Origin of the sequence: Streptomyces aurantiaciflavus (assembly GCF_049808595.1) — a bacterium.
GTDB lineage: Bacteria > Actinomycetota > Actinomycetes > Streptomycetales > Streptomycetaceae > Streptomyces.
The window spans coordinates 39,643-56,341 of sequence record NZ_JBNCAQ010000033.1 but is presented as its reverse complement, the minus strand read 5'-3'; the positions used below and the strand labels follow the sequence as shown (position 1 = coordinate 56,341).

At 73.0% G+C, this 16,699-nt stretch carries 15 protein-coding genes; 11 read left to right on the top strand and 4 right to left on the bottom strand.

Annotation, left to right across the window (positions count from 1 at the left end; translation table 11 throughout):
* The first annotated feature begins 137 nt into the window (after positions 1–137).
* Positions 138–509, top strand: a complete 372-nt coding sequence (locus ACPT94_RS32150; protein ID WP_360342593.1) for a DUF6479 family protein — start codon at positions 138–140, stop codon at positions 507–509.
* A 28-nt stretch (positions 510–537) separates the two neighbouring features.
* A complete protein-coding gene (locus tag ACPT94_RS32145; protein ID WP_360342596.1) occupies positions 538–720 on the top strand; it encodes a hypothetical protein in 183 nt (60 codons plus the stop codon).
* A 204-nt stretch (positions 721–924) separates the two neighbouring features.
* Here ACPT94_RS32145 and ACPT94_RS32140 read toward each other — a convergent pair whose 3' ends face one another.
* A complete protein-coding gene (locus ACPT94_RS32140; protein ID WP_360342599.1) occupies positions 925–1,050 on the bottom strand; it encodes a hypothetical protein in 126 nt (41 codons plus the stop codon).
* A gap of 2 nt (positions 1,051–1,052) precedes the next feature.
* Here ACPT94_RS32140 and rfbB point away from each other — a divergent pair, with 2 nt between their 5' ends.
* From rfbB to ACPT94_RS32125, 3 genes are all read left to right on the top strand, one after another.
* Positions 1,053–2,036 carry a dTDP-glucose 4,6-dehydratase gene (gene rfbB, locus ACPT94_RS32135; RefSeq protein WP_425247421.1) on the top strand — a complete coding sequence of 328 codons (984 nt, stop codon included), beginning with the start codon at positions 1,053–1,055 and terminating at the stop codon, positions 2,034–2,036.
* A 228-nt stretch (positions 2,037–2,264) separates the two neighbouring features.
* Positions 2,265–2,765, top strand: a complete 501-nt coding sequence (locus tag ACPT94_RS32130) for a metallophosphoesterase family protein (RefSeq protein ID WP_360342602.1) — start codon at positions 2,265–2,267, stop codon at positions 2,763–2,765.
* A gap of 55 nt (positions 2,766–2,820) precedes the next feature.
* The gene (locus tag ACPT94_RS32125) at positions 2,821–3,744 is read left to right on the top strand and encodes an aminoglycoside phosphotransferase family protein (RefSeq protein ID WP_360342605.1); all 924 of its coding nucleotides are present in this window, start codon (positions 2,821–2,823) and stop codon (positions 3,742–3,744) included.
* Between the two features lie 12 nt (positions 3,745–3,756).
* Here the strand turns inward: ACPT94_RS32125 and ACPT94_RS32120 are convergent, their stop codons facing one another.
* Entirely contained in the window at positions 3,757–4,857 is a 1,101-nt protein-coding gene (locus ACPT94_RS32120; protein ID WP_425247420.1) for an XdhC family protein, read from the bottom strand.
* A gap of 184 nt (positions 4,858–5,041) precedes the next feature.
* Between ACPT94_RS32120 and ACPT94_RS32115 the strand changes: the two genes are divergently transcribed.
* The 4 genes from ACPT94_RS32115 to ACPT94_RS32100 all read left to right on the top strand — a co-directional run bounded on the left by ACPT94_RS32115 (position 5,042) and on the right by ACPT94_RS32100 (position 11,015).
* The gene (locus tag ACPT94_RS32115; protein ID WP_425247419.1) at positions 5,042–7,000 is read left to right on the top strand and encodes a GTP-binding protein; all 1,959 of its coding nucleotides are present in this window, start codon (positions 5,042–5,044) and stop codon (positions 6,998–7,000) included.
* A gap of 105 nt (positions 7,001–7,105) precedes the next feature.
* Entirely contained in the window at positions 7,106–8,959 is a 1,854-nt protein-coding gene (locus ACPT94_RS32110; protein WP_425247418.1) for an endoglycosylceramidase, read from the top strand.
* A 62-nt stretch (positions 8,960–9,021) separates the two neighbouring features.
* Positions 9,022–9,813 (top strand): MerR family transcriptional regulator, encoded by a 792-nt coding sequence (locus ACPT94_RS32105; RefSeq protein ID WP_360342617.1) that lies wholly within the window; start codon positions 9,022–9,024, stop codon positions 9,811–9,813.
* Positions 9,810–11,015 (top strand): glycosyltransferase, encoded by a 1,206-nt coding sequence (locus ACPT94_RS32100; protein WP_360342619.1) that lies wholly within the window; start codon positions 9,810–9,812, stop codon positions 11,013–11,015. The genes ACPT94_RS32105 and ACPT94_RS32100 overlap by 4 nt, the downstream gene beginning before the upstream one ends.
* Position 11,016: 1 nt before the next feature.
* Here ACPT94_RS32100 and ACPT94_RS32095 read toward each other — a convergent pair whose 3' ends face one another.
* Positions 11,017–12,270 (bottom strand): YncE family protein, encoded by a 1,254-nt coding sequence (locus tag ACPT94_RS32095; RefSeq protein ID WP_425247417.1) that lies wholly within the window; start codon positions 12,268–12,270, stop codon positions 11,017–11,019.
* A 166-nt stretch (positions 12,271–12,436) separates the two neighbouring features.
* Here ACPT94_RS32095 and ACPT94_RS32090 point away from each other — a divergent pair, with 166 nt between their 5' ends.
* Positions 12,437–13,099 carry a TetR/AcrR family transcriptional regulator gene (locus ACPT94_RS32090; RefSeq protein WP_360342625.1) on the top strand — a complete coding sequence of 221 codons (663 nt, stop codon included), beginning with the start codon at positions 12,437–12,439 and terminating at the stop codon, positions 13,097–13,099.
* Positions 13,100–13,138: 39 nt separating this feature from the next.
* Here the strand turns inward: ACPT94_RS32090 and ACPT94_RS32085 are convergent, their stop codons facing one another.
* Positions 13,139–14,362: a glycosyltransferase gene (locus ACPT94_RS32085; protein WP_425247438.1), complete on the bottom strand. Its 1,224-nt coding sequence runs from the start codon at positions 14,360–14,362 to the stop codon at positions 13,139–13,141.
* A gap of 247 nt (positions 14,363–14,609) precedes the next feature.
* On the opposite strand from ACPT94_RS32085, the gene ACPT94_RS32080 reads away from it, so the two are divergent.
* Entirely contained in the window at positions 14,610–16,574 is a 1,965-nt protein-coding gene (locus ACPT94_RS32080; RefSeq protein ID WP_360342628.1) for a ricin-type beta-trefoil lectin domain protein, read from the top strand.
* The last annotated feature ends 125 nt before the right edge of the window (positions 16,575–16,699 follow it).

The following is a 16,699-nucleotide window of genomic DNA, read 5'->3' as shown; positions in this document are numbered from 1 at the left end:
CCGCGGACACGGGGCGTGGCCCGGCAGGTGGCACACCCTCTCCGACGCTCGGCATCGCTCGCGTGGGGGACCGCCCGTGATCAGTACACCTGGCGCTCGCCACGTGTCCCCGGGCGCGCGCTGGGTACCCGGCGTGCATGGACACCTTCGCCACCGCCCACCTGGCCGCCTCCGGGGGGTCCGCGCTGGCCTCCGTCGCCCTCGTCGTCGTGGGCGTCGCGCTCGTCCTGGGCCTGCTGTGGGCCTTCCGGCTGGGCTACCGCGTCCGCAGGCGCGAGCCCGCGCCGCCGCAGCCCCACGAGCACCCCCGGATGCCCGAGTCCGGCCCGGTCCGCGAGAGCCGTCAGGCACGCGAGCCGAACGAGGTGCCGCGCCGGGAGGACGGCGCCCGCCTCACCCCGCACGACCTGCGGCCGACCGGCGGCCGGGACAGCGACGACCAGAGCCGCCCCCGGTGGAACCCCGGCTCCAGCGGCTCGTTCGGCAGCGGCGGCCCCGGTGTCCGCTGACCATGACAGAGAAAGGCGATGACACACCGTGACCGCGCACCTCGACGAGAAACCAGTCACCCGCCGACCCGAGACGGGCTGGGCCAGGGCGCGCCGCCTGCGCCGCGGCAACGCGGCACCGCGCACCTGCGTCCCGGCCGTGGAGGTCCCCGGGACTCCGCCCGGCACACAGTCCGGCGCGGAGGGGAACATCGTCAGGGGTGAGGACTGAACGGCCTGTCGTCCCGCAGCACCGCACGCGAGCGCTCAGCGCTCAGAAACTCCGTACACCAGTGATCAAGTAGGCGATCCCGCGGGCTGTGAGCCTGACGGCCCGGGCCAGGGTGAGCGGGGAAGGCTCGACAGCCCGTGCCGGTCGCCCACCAGGCCGTCCGCTTCGACGGCGGCCCCGCAGTCCCTCGCCGTCGGCGACGGCTCACGGTCCGTCCGGGACGTCGCCGACGTCCCGGAGCGGCGCCGGCGCGTCGAGGTCGCCCCTGCGGCCGCCGTGTGCGGCGCCCACCCGCTCGTCCTCGGTGACCACCGCAAGGTCCGGATCCACAGATGAACCTCCTCGTCACCGGAGCGGCCGGCTTCATCGGCTCCGCCTACGTCCGCGGCCTCCTCGCCCAGGACGCCGACAGCGCCGAAGAGCCGGTGGCCGTCACCGTCCTGGACAAGCTCACCTACGCCGGCACCCTCAGCAACCTGCCGCTCGGCCACCCCCGCCTGGAGTTCGTCCACGGCGACATCTGCGACGCCGCCCTCGTCGACCAGCTCATGTCCGGCGCCGACCAGGTGGTGCACTTCGCCGCCGAGTCCCACGTCGACCGCTCCATCGCGGGTGCGGGCGTGTTCGTCCGCACCAACGTCCTCGGCACCCAGACCCTGCTGGACGCGGCCCTGCGGCACGGCGTGGGGCCGTTCGTGCACGTGTCCACCGACGAGGTCTACGGCTCGATCGGGACCGGCGCCTGGACCGAGGACCAGCCTCTCAGCCCCACCTCGCCGTACTCCGCGTCGAAGGCCTCCGCCGATCTGATCGCCCTGGCCCACCACCGCACGCACGGCCTGGACGTCCGCGTCACCCGCTGCTCGAACAACTACGGCCCGCGCCAGTTCCCCGAGAAGCTCGTCCCGCTGTTCGTGACGAACCTCCTCGACGGCGAGAAGGTCCCGCTCTACGGCGACGGCCGCAACGTCCGCGACTGGCTGCACGTCGAGGACCACTGCCGGGGCGTCGACCTGGTCCGCACGAAGGGCCGCCCCGGGGAGGTCTACCACATCGGCGGCGGCACCGAACTGAGCAACCGCGAGCTGACCGGCCTGCTGCTTCAGGCCTGCGGAGCCGGCTGGGACCGGGTCGAGTACGTCGAGGACCGCAAGGGCCACGACCTGCGCTACAGCGTCGACTGGACCAAGGCCCGCACCGAACTCGGCTACCGCCCCCGCCGTGACTTCGCGGCCGGCCTCGCCGACACGGTCGCCTGGTACCGGGACCACCGCGACTGGTGGGAGCCCCTGAAGCGCGGCGCGGAAACGACATGAGACGGCGTCGCCCGGCCCGACACCGTCGACCGGGCGCTCCGGGAACACCACCCCGCCCTCGTGGCCGACCGCGCCGCCCACACCGCCGTACACCGGGACCGACGAGGCCCGCGCCCCGCGGACCGACGGCGACGGCCCCCGTCTCCTCGCCCGCACCGCCCAGCCCGGCCCGCACCCCGCCCCGCGCACGGCGAGATGGACGCACGGCGGCCCCCGTACGCTGGGAACGTGCGCCTCCTGCTGCTGTCCGACACCCACCTCCCGAAGCGCGCCAGGACGCTCCCCGCCCCGCTGCTCGACGAGCTCCCGCGCGCCGACGTCGTCATCCACGCCGGGGACTGGGTCGACACGGCCACCCTCGACCTGCTGGAGAGCCGCAGCCGCAGGCTGCTCGCCGTGTACGGCAACAACGACGGCCCCGACCTGCGCGCCCGCCTGCCCGAGGTCGCCTACGCCGAACTGGGGGGACTGCGCTTCGGCGTCGTCCACGAGACCGGGCCGGCCCAGGGGCGTGAGGCGCGCTGCGCCGCCCGCTTCCCCGACCTCGACGTCCTCGTCTTCGGCCACAGCCACATCCCCTGGGACACCACCGCCCCCGGCGGACTGCGCCTGCTCAACCCGGGCTCCCCGACCGACCGCCGCCGCCAGCCGCACTGCACCTACCTGACGGCCGAGGCGGCCGGCGGCCGGCTCACGGACGTCGTCCTGCACCGGCTTCCGCCCCGCTGAACTCCCGGCCCGCACGCGGTAATTCGGTGGACACCCCCCGCCGTGGCCCGCTGACATGGACCGCGTGCTGATCGACACCCCGCTCGTCCGCCGTCTGCTCGCCGCCCAGTTCCCGCAGTGGGCCCGTCTCCCCGTCGTCCCGGTCCCGCAGTCCGGCATGGACAACGCCACCTTCCGCCTCGGTGACGACCTGTCCGTACGGCTGCCGCGCTACGCGCACTGGACCGGCCAGGTCGCCCGTGAGCACCGCTGGCTGCCGCACCTCGCCCCGCACCTGCCGCTGCCGGTCTCCGAACCGGTCGCCCAGGGCACGCCCGGCGAGGGCTACCCCTACCCGTGGTCGGTGTACCGCTGGCTGGAAGGGGAGACCGCGACCACCGAGGCCCTCGCCGACCCGGTGCGCACCGCCCTCGACCTCGCCGGATTCCTGACCGCCCTCCAGGCCTGCGACGCCGGCGGCGGCCCGGGCCCCGAGCAGAGCAACGCCTTCCGGGGCGTGCCCCTGGGCGACCCCCGCGACTCCATCGCCGTGGAGGCGCGGGTACGGCCGAAGATCGAGGCGCTGAAGGGGACCGGGCTGGTCGACACCGACGCGGTCACCGAGGTGTGGGAGGCGGCCCTCGCCGCGCCCGCCTGGCACAAGCCGCCGGTATGGATCCACGGCGACCTGGACGCCGGCAACCTCCTGCTCCGCGACGGCCGGCTCGGCGCCGTCATCGACTTCGGGACGCTCGCCGTGGCCGACCCGGCGGTGGACCTGCTGCCCGCCTGGAAGTTCCTGCCCGCCGAGGCGCGCGGGGTGTTCCGGGAGGCGGTCGGCGCCGACGACGCGACCTGGGCGCGCGGCCGCGGCTGGGCGCTGGCGAGCTCGCTGCCCGTGCCGGACGACCCCTTCTTCCGCGACCACCCGGCCCGGACCGCGGCGGCCCTGCGCCACCTGGAGCAGATCATCGCGGATCACCGGGAGGACGGCGCCTGACGCGTGGCGGCCTCACGGCGCGGGGTGGATCGCCCCCTGCGTCGCCGTCAGCGGCGCCCCACTGCCGCCCCAGCGCAGCGCGACGATCTCGGCGGCCACGGACACGGCCACCTCCTCCGGTGTGCGGGCCCCCAGGTCGAGGCCGACCGGTGAGCGCAGCCGGGACAGTTCACCGTCCGTCAGTCCCGCCTCGACCAGCCGCCGTCGACGGTCGTCGTGGGTGCGGCGGCTGCCCATCGCCCCGACGTACGCGGCCGGCCGGCGCAGCGCCACCTCCAGCAGCGGCACGTCGAACTTCGGGTCATGGGTCAGCACGCAGATCACCGTGCGTTCGTCGGTGGCCGTGTCGCGCAGATAGCGGTGCGGCCACTCCACGACCACCTCGACGCCCCCGGGAAAGCGTTTCGGGGTGGCGAAGACCGGCCGCGCGTCGCACACCGTGACCCGGTAGCCGAGGAAGTCCCCGATCCGGGCCACGGCCGCGGCGTAGTCGATCGCGCCGAACACCAGCATCCGCGGCGGCGGCGCGAAGGAGTGCAGGAACACCGAGACGGCGTCCTCCCGCCGCTGACCGCGCGGCCCGTAGTGCCGTACGCCCGTGGCCCCGAGGGCGAGTTCGCCGCGCGCGTCGGCGGTGACCGCCACGTCCAGGCCGCTCGCGCCCAGCGTGCCGGACGTCCGCCCCGGCCAGACCGCGAGGGTGGCGCCGCGCGGGGCGGGACCGTCCGTCACCGTCGCCACGGTCACCGGCTCGCCCGCCGCCACCGACCGGGCGACCGCGCCGAACGACGGGTCGAGGGCGGCCGTGACCGGCCGCACCAGCAGGGTGATCTCGCCGCCGCAGGTCAGCCCGACCGCGAAGGCGTCGTCGTCGCTGTACCCGAAGGTCTCCAGCCGGGCCTCCCCGCTCCCCACCACCTCCTGGGCCAGCTCGAACACCGCGCCCTCGACACATCCCCCGGAGACACTGCCCACGACCTCGTCGTCCGGCCCGACCGCCATGGCCGCGCCCGGATCGCGCGGCGCGCTGCGGCTGACGGCGACGACGGTGGCCAGCCCGAACGGCACACCGGCCGCGTACCACCCGCTGAGCACCGGGAGAATCTCACGCACGGTCCGCTCCTTTCCGGCCACGGCGACGGGACCGGCTTGTTTGAACGTTAATCCGTTGCCGCCGGGCCCGCCCGTCTGCTGCACTGCCAGGACCCATTCCCGGAAGATCCAGGAGCACAGATGCGCACTGCGTCCATGTCCCCCCAGGAAGGAACGACCATCACTCCAAAGGACATGACGCTTCGTGCACTTGCTCAACCTCGGGATCCTCGCCCACGTCGACGCGGGTAAGACCAGCCTCACCGAGCGGCTGCTGCACTCCGTCGGCATCATCGACGAGATCGGCAGCGTCGACGCCGGCAGCACCCAGACGGACACCCTCGCGCTGGAGCGGCAGCGCGGCATCACCATCAAGTCGGCCGTCGTCTCCTTCCCGGTCGACGACGTCACCGTGAACCTCCTCGACACCCCCGGCCACCCGGACTTCATCGCCGAGGTGGAACGCGTCCTCGGCGTGCTCGACGGCGCCGTCCTCGTCGTCTCGGCAGTGGAGGGCGTCCAGGCCCAGACCCGCGTCCTGATGCGCACGCTGCGCCGGCTGCGCATCCCCACGCTGGTCTTCGTCAACAAGATCGACCGACGCGGGGCCCGCCACGAGGGTGTGCTGCGGGAGCTCTCCGGCCGGCTGTCGGTACCGGTCGTCCCGATGGGCACGGTCACGTCACTCGGCACGAGCCGGGCCGCCTTCCGGCCCGGCCACCCGGCCCCCGACGTCCTCGCCGACCACGACGACGACCTCCTGACCGCGTACGTCGAGGGCTCCCTCACGCCGGAGCGTCTGCACGCGGCGCTCGTCGCGCAGACCCGCGCCGGCCTCGTCCACCCGGTCTACTTCGGCTCGGCGGCGACCGGCGCGGGCGTGCCCGAGCTGATCGCCGGCATCAGGGAACTGCTGCCCCGGGCCGACGGGAACCCCGCAGGCCCGCTCTCCGGCACCGTCTTCAAGGTGGAGCGGGGCCCGGCGGGGGAGAAGATCGCCTACGCGCGCCTCTTCTCCGGCACCCTTCGCATCCGCGACCGCGTCCCCTTCGGCGGACGGGAGGGCAAGGTCACCGCGATCAGCGTCTTCGACCACGGCACCGACGTCCGGGACGAGGAGGTCCCGGCAGGCCGCATCGCCCGCCTCTGGGGCCTCGCCGAGGTGAGGATCGGCGACAGCCTCGGCGTGCCGCGCACCGCGCCGGGCCAGGTCTTCGCGCCGCCGACCCTGGAGACGGTCGTCGTGCCCGGCCCGGACGCCGACCGCCGCGCGCTGCATCTCGCCCTCACCCAGCTGGCCGAACAGGACCCGCTGATCGGCCTGCGGCACGACGAGGTCCGCCAGGAGATCTCCGTGTCGCTCTACGGGGAGGTGCAGAAGGAGGTCGTCCAGGCGACCCTGGCCGACGAGTACGGCCTCGACGTCACCTTCCGCGAGACGACGCCGCTGTGCGTCGAGCGGCCGGCCGGCACCGGAGCGGCCGTCGAGTTCAACAAGAAGGACGGGAACCCCTTCCTCGCGACGGTCGGCCTGCGCGTCGACCCGGCCCCGCCCGGCACGGGCGTGACCTTCGGCCTGGAGGTGGAGCTGGGCTCCATGCCGTACGCGTTCTTCAAGGCGGTCGAGGACACCGTCCGCGACACGCTCGGCCAGGGGCTGCACGGCTGGCAGGTCACCGACTGCGCCGTCACCATGACGCACTCCGGCTACTCGCCCCGACAGAGCCACGCCCACCAGGGCTTCGACAAGAGCATGTCCAGCACCGGCTACGACTTCCGCGGTCTGACCCCGCTGGTCCTGGTCGAGGCGCTGCGGAAGGCGGGGACGCAGGTGTACGAGCCGATGCACCGCTTCCGGATCGAGGCCCCGGCGGACACCCTGGGCGCGCTGCTGCCGGTGCTCGCCGCACTGCGGGCCGTACCGCGCACGACGCGCACCCGGGGCGCGCTGTGCGTCCTGGACGGCGCGGTGCCGGCCGCCCGGGTGCATGCCCTCGAACAGCGGCTGCCCGGGCTGACCCGGGGCGAGGGCGAGCTGGAGAGCGCGTTCGACCACTACGCGCCCGTCGCCCACGGCACGGTCCCCGAGCGCCCGCGCACCGACCACAACCCGCTCAACCGGAAGGAGTACCTGCTGAACGTGACGGGCCGGACGGGCAGTTGAGGAGGCTGTGGCCGCCGTGCGGACCCAGTGGGGTGACTGATAGTCAACTTACTCCCGGGTCAGATGGTATTGACGGTGTCCGGAAATCACCGGACTGTAGTGGACATGCCGAATATACGGGCGCGTCTGCTCGCTGTTCTGGTCGTCCTCTGCGGATTCCTGACGGTGGCGGGTACCCCGACCGCCACCGCCGCCACCGTCCCCGACTCCCTCTCCTTCGACGGCACCCCCCTCACCGTCTCCGGCGGCCGCTTCGTCGACGCGGGCGGCCGCGAGGTCGTACTGCGCGGCTACAACGTCTCCGGCGAGACCAAGCTCGCCGAGAACAAGGGCCTGCCCTTCGCCTCGGTCGCCGACGCCAGGAAGTCGGCGGCCGCCCTGCGGGCCCTGGGCGGCGGCAACTCCGTCCGCTTCCTGCTCTCCTGGGCCTACGCCGAACCGGTGCGCGGCCAGGTCGACACCGCCTACCTGGCCGCCGCCACCGACCAGATGCGCGCCTTCCTCGACGCCGGCATCCGCGTCTACCCCGACTTCCACCAGGACCTGTACTCCCGGTACCTCTTCGACCCCGACAGCTGGTACACCGGCGACGGCGCCCCCCAGTGGGCGGTGGACCTCGGCAACTACCCCGACGAGTCCTGCGGGATCTGTTTCCTCTGGGGCCAGAACATCACCCAGAACGGCGCGGTGAAGGCCGCCCAGTACGACTTCTGGCACAACGCCCACGGCCTCCAGGACTCCTTCCTCGCCATGGCCCAGCAGACCATGGCGCACATCAAGCAGAACCTGACGACCGAGCAGTTCGCGGGCGTCCTCGGCTTCGACCCCTACAACGAGCCGTACGCCGGCACCTACGACTCCGGCCAGACCAGCCGCACCTGGGAACGCGACCTGCTGTGGCCCTTCTACGTGAAGTTCCGGGCCCGGATGGACGCGGCCGGCTGGCAGGACAAGCCCGCCTTCGTCGAGCCGAACCTCTTCTGGAACGGCAACGTCAGCAAGGAGGAGGGCGGCCTCCTCGACGCGGGCACGCTCGGCTCCCGCTACGTCTTCAACACCCACTTCTACGACCAGAAGGCCATCTCCGGCATCCTGATGTGGGGCAAGGCGGCCGACGGCCAGTACGTCACCGACTTCGGCACCGTCCGCGACCGGGCCTCGGCGGCCCGGACGGCGGCGATCGTCAGCGAGTTCGGCCACCCGCTGTCCGGCACGGTCTCGGACAAGGCGCCGACCGTCCTCAAGGCCATGTACCAGGCGCTCGACTCCCGGGTGAAGGGCGCGAGTTGGTGGACGACACCGGCCGCCTCGGGACCCGTCCTCTCCGGCAGCCAGTGGCAGTGGGACATCTACCACGGCCGCCACCACGAGCTGATGAACGGCAACCCCGACAAGGTGCTCACCGCCGGCGACGCCTGGAACGACGAGGACCTCTCCGCCGTACGCCTCGACGACACCGGCAAGGTGACCCTCCGTCAGGACGCCCGCCTCCTCGACCGGATCTACCCGAGCGCCACCAGCGGCACGACCCTCGCCTTCACCTACGAGGACCGCTCCCGCGACGGCTCGACGACCCTCACCTGGAACCCGGTGCCGAGCTCCCTGCCGAACGTGGCGCAACTCGTCGGCTCCGGCCAGTACGGCCTGCTGGTGTGGCGGTCGAACGGCGGCAGCGCACCCACCGAACTGCACCTGCCCGCCTCCTTCCCGACCGCGTCCACCACCGTCGTCTCCGACCTCGGCACGGTGTACGCCCCGCCCGCGTACACGAGCGCCACGAAGATCGCCGCGGCCCCCGAACCGGGCGGCACGGGCAGCCGCCGCCTGCTGCTCACCACGGCGGACTCGGGCACCGTGCACTACGCGCTGGTGGCCAACGGGGCGGCGAACCCCTCCGCCTCCCTCCTCGCGGCAGCCCGCTCGGAACTGTCGACCTGGGTCGCGCAGAAGATCGGATAGCCGCCGCTTGACCCTCCCCTTACGTCAGGGTTGACGCTGTTCCCCGACGAAAGGGCAGGTGGATGAGTTACTCCGTGCGGCAGGTCGCGGACTTCGCCGGCGTGACGGTGCGCACGCTGCACCACTACGACCGGACGGGACTGCTCACTCCCGGCGGACGCAGCCGGGCCGGATACCGGCTCTACGACGACGCCGATCTGGCCCGGCTCCAGCAGATCCTCTTCTACCGCGAACTCGGCTTCTCCCTCGAGGAGATCGCCGCCATCCTCCAGGACCCGCAGGCCAACGCCCTCGAGCACCTGCGGGCCCGGCAACGACGGCTGGGTGAGGAGATCGCCCGGCTGCAGCGGCTGGCGGAGGTCGCCGAGCGGGCCATCGAGGTCCAGCAGACCGGGGTCTCCCTCACCCCCGAGGAGCGCTTCGAGGTGTTCGGCGAGATCACCTTCGACCTCAGCTACGCCACCGAGGCCCGGCTGAAGTGGGCGGACTCCGCCGGACAGCGCGAGGCGACGGCGCGAGCCGCCGCCCACACCAAGGAGGACTGGCGGCGGCTGATGGCCGAGGCCGCCGAGTGGCGCGCCGAACTGCTCGACGCCTTCGACGCCGGGGAGCCCGCCGACGGCGAGCGCGCCCTGGACCTCGCCGAGCGGCACCGCGGCCACATCACGCGCTGGTTCACCGACTGCCCGCCCGCCATGCACCGGCGCATCGCCGACGACTTCGCCGCCGACCCGCGCGCCTTCGCCCTCGTGGTGCCCCCGTCGCAGCAACGCCCGGGCCTCGCCGCCTACGTGTGCAAGGCCGTGCACGCCAACGCGGCCCGTGTGCCGTCTGAGGAGGAACAGCAGCCGTGAGAATCCTGATCGCCGCCGCCGGTTCGCGCGGTGACGTCGCCCCCTACACCGGTCTGGGCGCGGAACTGCGGCGCGCGGGACACGACGTCGCCCTCGCGGCGACCGACGCCTTCGCACCCCTGGCGCGGGAGGCGGGGCTGGAGTTCCGCGGCCTGCCCGGACGCCCGGAGGGCGACGTGTCCGGGCGGCGTGCACTCCTGCGCAGCGCGGCCGTGTTCGTGACCGAGCTGGGCCAGGGCTTCGCCGACGCGGTGACCCCGGACACGGACCTGCTCCTGCTGTCGGCCACCACGGCCCCCCTCGCCTGGCACCTCACCGAGGCCACCGGCATCCCGAGCGCCGGCGCCTACCTCCAGCCCACCACCCCCACCGGCGACTTCCCGCCCGTCGTCACCGGCACCCGCTCCCTGGGCCGCCACGGCAACCGCGCCGCCGGCCGCCTCGCCCTGCGCGTGGCCGACCGCGTCCACCGCCGGGCCGTCACCGAGTTGCGCCGCCGTCTGGAGCTGCCCCCGCGTACACCGGCCGCCGCACGCCGGCGCCAGGAGCGGGCGCACTGGCCCGTCCTGCACGGCTTCAGCACGGCGCTCGTGCCCCGTCCCTCCGACTGGCGCCCCGGTCTGGAGATCGTCGGCACCTGGTGGCCGTACCACGACCCGGACCGGCGACTGCCCGCCGCCGTCGAGGACTTCCTCAGCGCCGGTCCGCCGCCCGTCTTCGTCGGCTTCGGCAGCATGGCCGCCGGGCACGGGGAGCGGCTGAGCGAGATCGCCGTACGGTCCCTGCGCGCCGCCGGTCTGCGGGGCGTCCTGCAGACCGGCAGCGCCGGGCTCGCCGCCGACGGGGACGACGTGCTCACCGTGGGGGAGGTGCCCCACGCCCTGCTCTTCCCGCGGGTGGCCGCCGTGGTCCACCACGCGGGAGCGGGCACCTCGGCGGCCGCACTGCGTGCCGGGGTGCCCGCGGTGCCGGTGCCGGTGACGGCGGACCAGCCGTTCTGGGCGGCACGGCTGGCCGCGCTCGGCGCCGCCACCGCGCCCCTGCCGTTCGCGTCCCTCACGGCCGAGGCGCTCACGGACGCGCTGGAGCGGGCCGTACGCCGGCCGTCGCACGCCCGGTCCGCCCGGGCCGTCGCGCGGCACATGGCGACGGAGGACGGACCGGGACGCGTCCTGGAGTTCCTTGCGGAGCGGTTCGGCTGAGTCAGTTCCCGGGGCCCGTCCAGTCGGCCGCGACATGGCCCAGCCGGACGCGCTGCGGGTGGTCGCCCACCGGGACCGACACGACCTTCCGGCCGGTGGCGAAGTCGATCGCCGTGACCTGGTCCGCGCCGCTCTCGGAGACGACACAGCTCTTGCCGTCGCCGCTGACCGTGGCCCAGTAGGGCTTGGAGGCGGTGACGAGCGGGCCCTCCTGGAGGGTGGTGCGGTTGACGACCGTCGCGTAGTCGTCCATCGTCCCCGCGACGCACAGCTTGCTGCCGTCGGGGCTCATCGACAGGCCGTGGTGGCGCGAGTCGTTGACGAACGTGGTGCGGTCGTCGCTGGTCGCCGGGTTCTTCGGCAGGGTCTTCGTGCGGGTGATCTTGTCGGTGGCGATGTCGTACTCGAAGAAGCCGTTGAAGAACGAGACCTGGAAGTACAGCTTGGACTCGTCCGGGGAGAAGACGGCCGGGCGGACGGCGTCCGAGTAGTCCGTCAGGCCGATCGCGTCCAGCCGCTGGCGCATGTCGATCACCTTGACCTGCTGGTAGGTGGTCGCGTCGACGACGGTGATGCGCCGGTCGCCCTTCGTCCAGTCCAGCCAGGGCGCGTCGAGCGCGGTGTTCACGTCACCGATCGACATGGTCCAGATGTACTTGCCGTCCTTGGTGAAGATGTTCTCGTGCGGCTTGTCGCCCGTGGAGTACGAACCGAGCTGTTTGCCGGTGTTGATGTCGAGCACGTGCACGGTGTTCGACGTGGAGGCGGAGACCGCGACCCGGGTGCCGTCGGGGGAGACCGCCATGTGGTCGGAGCGGTAACCGGACACGGGGAAGCGCCAGTTGACGGCCCCCGTGGCCACGTTGATCGAGACGACGTCGGCGAAGCTGGGCCGGGAGACGACCACCGACGAGCCGTCCGGCGTGGAGTACATGTCGTCGACGAACTGGTCGTGGCCCTCGCCGACGCTGTTGCGGATGGTCATGAAGGCGACCCAGCGGATCGGGTCGGCGTTGATCTCCGCCATCCGCTGGTCCTTGTCGGGGATGACGTTGATCCGGCCGATCTTCGCGAAGTCCCCGGAGGACTTGATGACATCGGCCGTGCCGTCCCAGTTGTTGGCGACCAGCAGCACCTCGCGCTGCGCGGCGGCGCCCGCGGAGGTGACGGCCGTGGCGGCGGTCGCCGGCGCGGTGACGGTCAGGACGAGGGCGGCGGCGATCGAGCAAAGGTGCCTGGTTCTGAAGGCAGCCATGGCTGCTCTCTCCTTAGCGGGCGGGTGCGGGGGCATGGGGAAGGAAGGCCCGAATCTGAACACAGCCGCGTTCAGAGTGGACTTACTGGAAAGTAAGGAAGGGGCACCCTTCGCGACAAGACTGCGTACACGACAAAATTGACCGATGGAGCGACGAGGGAGGGTCATGGCGGGCAGGCTGAAGGCGCCGACCGGCCGTTACGCCGGCAAGTCCGCCGAGGAGCGGCAGGCCGAGCGGCGCCGGAGATTCCTGGACGCGGCGCTGCAACTGTTCGGCGACGCCCCCGGCTACCGGGGCACGACGGTGGCGGCGCTCAGCGAGGCGGCCGGCCTGTCCACACGCCAGTTCTACGAGGAGTTCCGCACCCTGGAGGACGTGCTGGCGGCCCTGCACCTGCAGGTCAACGACTGGGCCGAGGAGGCGGTCGTGGCCGCGTTCGCCGCCGCCCAGGACCTGCCGCTCGCCGACCGGGTCACCGCGATCTTCCGCGCCTACGCCGGCAATGTCACCGCCGACCCGCGCCGCATCCGCATCACCTTCGTCGAGATCGTCGGGGTCAGCCCCCGCCTGGAGGAGCAGCGCCTGGCCCGCCGCGCCCGCTGGATCGAGCTCATCTGCGCCGAGGCGACGGCGGCCGCCGAACGCGGTGAGGCGTTCCCCCGCGACTACCACCTCGCGGCGACGGCCTTCATCGGCAGCGTCAACGGCCTCCTCCACGACTGGACCGCCGGCTGGGTGGACGCGACCCTGGACGAGGTCGTGGACGAACTGGTCCGGCAGCTGCTGGGGATCCTGCGCCCGCCGCAGTGGGAGCCGCGCGCGACCTGACCCGCACGCCGGACCGGCCGCGGCACGGCAGCCGCCCCGCTACCCCATGCGCCCCACCGCCTCCACCACCCGCCCGACCCCGTCGTCCGCCCGCACCCGCGCCCCCAACTCCCGTGCCCGCTCCCGGAAGGCGCGCTCCCGGGTGGCCCGGACCAGCGCGGCGGACAGCGCGTCCGCGGTGAGCCGGCGCAACGGCACCACCCGTGGAGCCACCCCCAGGGCCACCAACCGGTCCGCCCAGAAACCCTCGTCGAACTGGATCGGTACCGGTACGGCGGGCACCCCGGCGCGTACCCCGGCCGCCGTCGTGCCCGCGCCGCAGTGGTGGACCACGGCGGCAGTCTCCGGGAACAGGAGGGCGTGGGGGACCTCGTCGACGGTCAGCATGTCGTCGCCGTCGGCGGCGAGGCCGGCCCAGCCCCGCTGGATCACCCCGCGCAGCCCGGCCCGCCGCAGCGCCCGCACGATCTCGGTGCCGAGCCGCCGCGGATCGGGCACCGTCGCACTGCCCAGCCCGACGAAGACCGGCGGCGGCCCGGCGTCCAGGAAGTCCCGCAGCGCCGGCGGGAGCCGGGTTTCGCGGTCGTACGGCCACCAGTAGCCGACGACGTCGAGGCCGGGCCGCCAGTCGCGGGGCCGGGGCACCACGTGGGAGCTGAACCCGTGCAGGACGCGCCCGCCCCGGCGCTCCCGCATCCCGGTGCCGAAGCGGCGGGCGGCGGGCAGCCCCAGCTGTGCGCGGACGGCGGGCAGGGCCGGGGCGAAGACCTGCTCCACGGCGAGCTCCACACCGTGCCCGGCGAGCCGGTTGCCGAGCGCGCCCCACGAGCCGCCTCCCAGCATCGGCGGCCCGAACTCCCGGGTGGCGGTGACGGGTTGGAGGAAGAGGCCGAGGCTCGGCAGGGACAGCCCCTCGGCGACGGTGTGCCCCAGCGGGGCCACCGAGGCGGAGAGCAGCAGGGCGTCGTTCGCCCGGGCGGCGGCCACGAGGTCGTCGGTCATACGGCCGACCAGCGCCCGCCCCATCCGCGCGACCCGCAGCAACTTGCCCGCACCGGTGGAGCTGCGGTGCAGACCCCGGCCCCGCTCCGACTCCAGCTCCTCCCGCGGATCGACGGGCAGCGGGTGGAACCCGACCCCCGAGCCGGTCACCAGCGGTGCGAACCGCGCATGGGTGACCAGGGTGACCTCGTGGCCCGCGCGCACCAGCGCGTGCCCCAGTCCGGTGAAGGGGGCGACGTCGCCCCGGGAGCCCGCCGTCATGATCGCCACTCGCACGACCGACAGTATGGAGGCGCCGGGCCGGCGGCGGGGCGAACCACCGTGGAAAAGCGGCCACTTCACTCCTGTCCCAGCCGTTGACTTCCCCCTCCCACGGCTCTACTTTCGGCGCGCAGCACGTTCGAATCGTCGATCCTCGTCCGGTATTTCGAATGCCGATGTGCGTCGAAACCACCGCAACCCCCAGCCGCCGTAGGAGAACCGGGGCTCGCCCCGGCGAAGGAGCCGCATGTACCCCCCACCCCCACGCCGCCCCGGCCTCGTCCGGCGCTGCAGACACGCCGTCGCCCGCGTTCTCGCCCTGCTGCTGACCGCGGCCGCGGCCGTCGTGTTCGTCCAGGCCGGTCCGGTGCAGGCCGCGACCGCGCGGCAGATCCCGGTGCCGACGGCGCCCATGGGCTGGGCGTCCTGGAACAGCTTCGCCGCGAAGATCGACTACAACGTCATCAAGCAGCAGGTCGACGCGTTCGTCGCGGCCGGCCTGCCCGCGGCCGGTTACCAGTACATCAACATCGACGAGGGCTGGTGGCAGGGCACCCGTGACAGCGCGGGCAACATCACCGTCGACGAGGCCGAGTGGCCCGGCGGCATGAGCGCCATCGCCGCCTACATCCACAGCAAGGGCCTCAAGGCCGGCATCTACACCGACGCCGGCAAGGACGGCTGCGGCTACTACTTCCCGACCGGCCGCCCCGCCGCGCCGGGCAGCGGCAGCGAGGGGCACTACGAGCAGGACATGCTCCAGTTCTCCAAGTGGGGCTTCGACTTCGTGAAGGTCGACTGGTGCGGCGGCGATGCCGAGGGCCTCGACGCGGCGACGACGTACAGGGCGATCAGCGACGCCGTCGCCAAGGCGACCGCCACCACCGGCCGCCCGCTCACCCTCTCGATCTGCAACTGGGGCTACCAGAACACCTGGAACTGGGCCCCCGGCCTCGCCCCGATGTACCGGACCAGCACCGACATCATCTTCTGGGGCAACAAGCCCTCGATGACGAACCTGCTGTCCAACTTCGACCAGGGCCTGCACCCCACCGCCCAGCACACCGGCTACTACAACGACCCCGACATGCTGATGGTCGGCATGGACGGCTTCACCGCCGCCCAGAACCGCACCCACATGAACCTGTGGGCCGTCTCCGGCGCCCCGCTCCTCGCCGGCAACAACCTGGCCACCATGACCACCGAGACCGCGAACATCCTCAAGAACCCCGAGGTCATCGCCGTCGACCAGGACCCGCGCGGCCTCCAGGGCGTCAAGGTCGCCGAGGACACCGCCGGAGCACAGGTCTACGGCAAGGTCCTCGCCGGCACCGGCAAACGCGCCGTCGTCCTGCTCAACCGCACCTCCGCCGCGCAGAACATCACCGTCCGCTGGTCCGACCTGGGCCTGACCAACGCCTCCGCGACCGTCCGCGACCTGTGGGCCCGCGCCGACGTCGGCACCTACGGCACGAGTTACACCGCGAACGTGCCGGCGGGCGGCTCGGTCATGCTCACCGTCACCGGCGCCACCGAGGCCTCCGGCAGCACCTACACCGGCACGTCGAGCTTCTCCGGCGTGGTGGCCGGCAGCACCGGCCTGAAGGTCGTCGACGTCGCCTACACCAACACGGCCTCCACCGCCCGCACCGCGACCCTGAAGGTCAACGGCCAGACGGCGACGACGGTGTCCTTCCCGCCCACGGGCTCCGCGCAGGGCACGATCACCCTCCAGGTCGCCCTGTCCAAGGGCTCGTCGAACACCCTCACCTTCACCGGCGCCCCGACCCTCGCCGACATCACGGTCAAGCCGCTGCCCGGCGCGGGCGGCACCCTCGTCGTCGGCAAGCAGTCCGGCCGCTGCCTCGACATGTTCAACACCACCATCGCCAACGGCACCCAGGCCGAGCTGTGGGACTGCAACGGCGGCAGCAACCAGGCCTGGACGTACACCTCCCGCAAGGAACTCGTGGTGTACGGCAACAAGTGCCTGGACGCCTACAACCAGGGCACCACCAACGGCACCAAGGTCGTCATCTGGGACTGCAACGGCCAGAACAACCAGAAGTGGAACGTGGGCGCGGACGGCACGCTCACCAACGTCCACGCCGGCCTCTGCCTCGACGCCTCCGGCGCGGGCACGGCCAACCGCACCCCGATCGTGCTGTGGACCTGCGGCACCGGCGACAACCAGAAATGGACCCTGACCTGACGGTCCGTCTTACCCCGTCCGGGTGGACCATCCGCGCGGACCCGCCCGCAATCATCGGTAAATAGCACCGTCCCGCCGACCATGACGGTCGGCGGGACGGCCCCGCCCACCGAACCCCGGGCGGA

Coding starts and splice junctions, on each gene's coding strand:
- rfbB (WP_425247421.1), top strand. CDS start 1,053: ATGAACCTCCTCGTCACCGGAGCGGCCGGCTTCATCGGCTCCGCCTAC.
- ACPT94_RS32150 (WP_360342593.1), top strand. CDS start 138: ATGGACACCTTCGCCACCGCCCACCTGGCCGCCTCCGGGGGGTCCGCG.
- ACPT94_RS32110 (WP_425247418.1), top strand. CDS start 7,106: ATGCCGAATATACGGGCGCGTCTGCTCGCTGTTCTGGTCGTCCTCTGC.
- ACPT94_RS32090 (WP_360342625.1), top strand. CDS start 12,437: ATGGCGGGCAGGCTGAAGGCGCCGACCGGCCGTTACGCCGGCAAGTCC.
- ACPT94_RS32105 (WP_360342617.1), top strand. CDS start 9,022: ATGAGTTACTCCGTGCGGCAGGTCGCGGACTTCGCCGGCGTGACGGTG.
- ACPT94_RS32125 (WP_360342605.1), top strand. CDS start 2,821: ATGGACCGCGTGCTGATCGACACCCCGCTCGTCCGCCGTCTGCTCGCC.
- ACPT94_RS32095 (WP_425247417.1), bottom strand. CDS start 12,270: ATGGCTGCCTTCAGAACCAGGCACCTTTGCTCGATCGCCGCCGCCCTC.
- ACPT94_RS32085 (WP_425247438.1), bottom strand. CDS start 14,362: ATGACGGCGGGCTCCCGGGGCGACGTCGCCCCCTTCACCGGACTGGGG.
- ACPT94_RS32080 (WP_360342628.1), top strand. CDS start 14,610: ATGTACCCCCCACCCCCACGCCGCCCCGGCCTCGTCCGGCGCTGCAGA.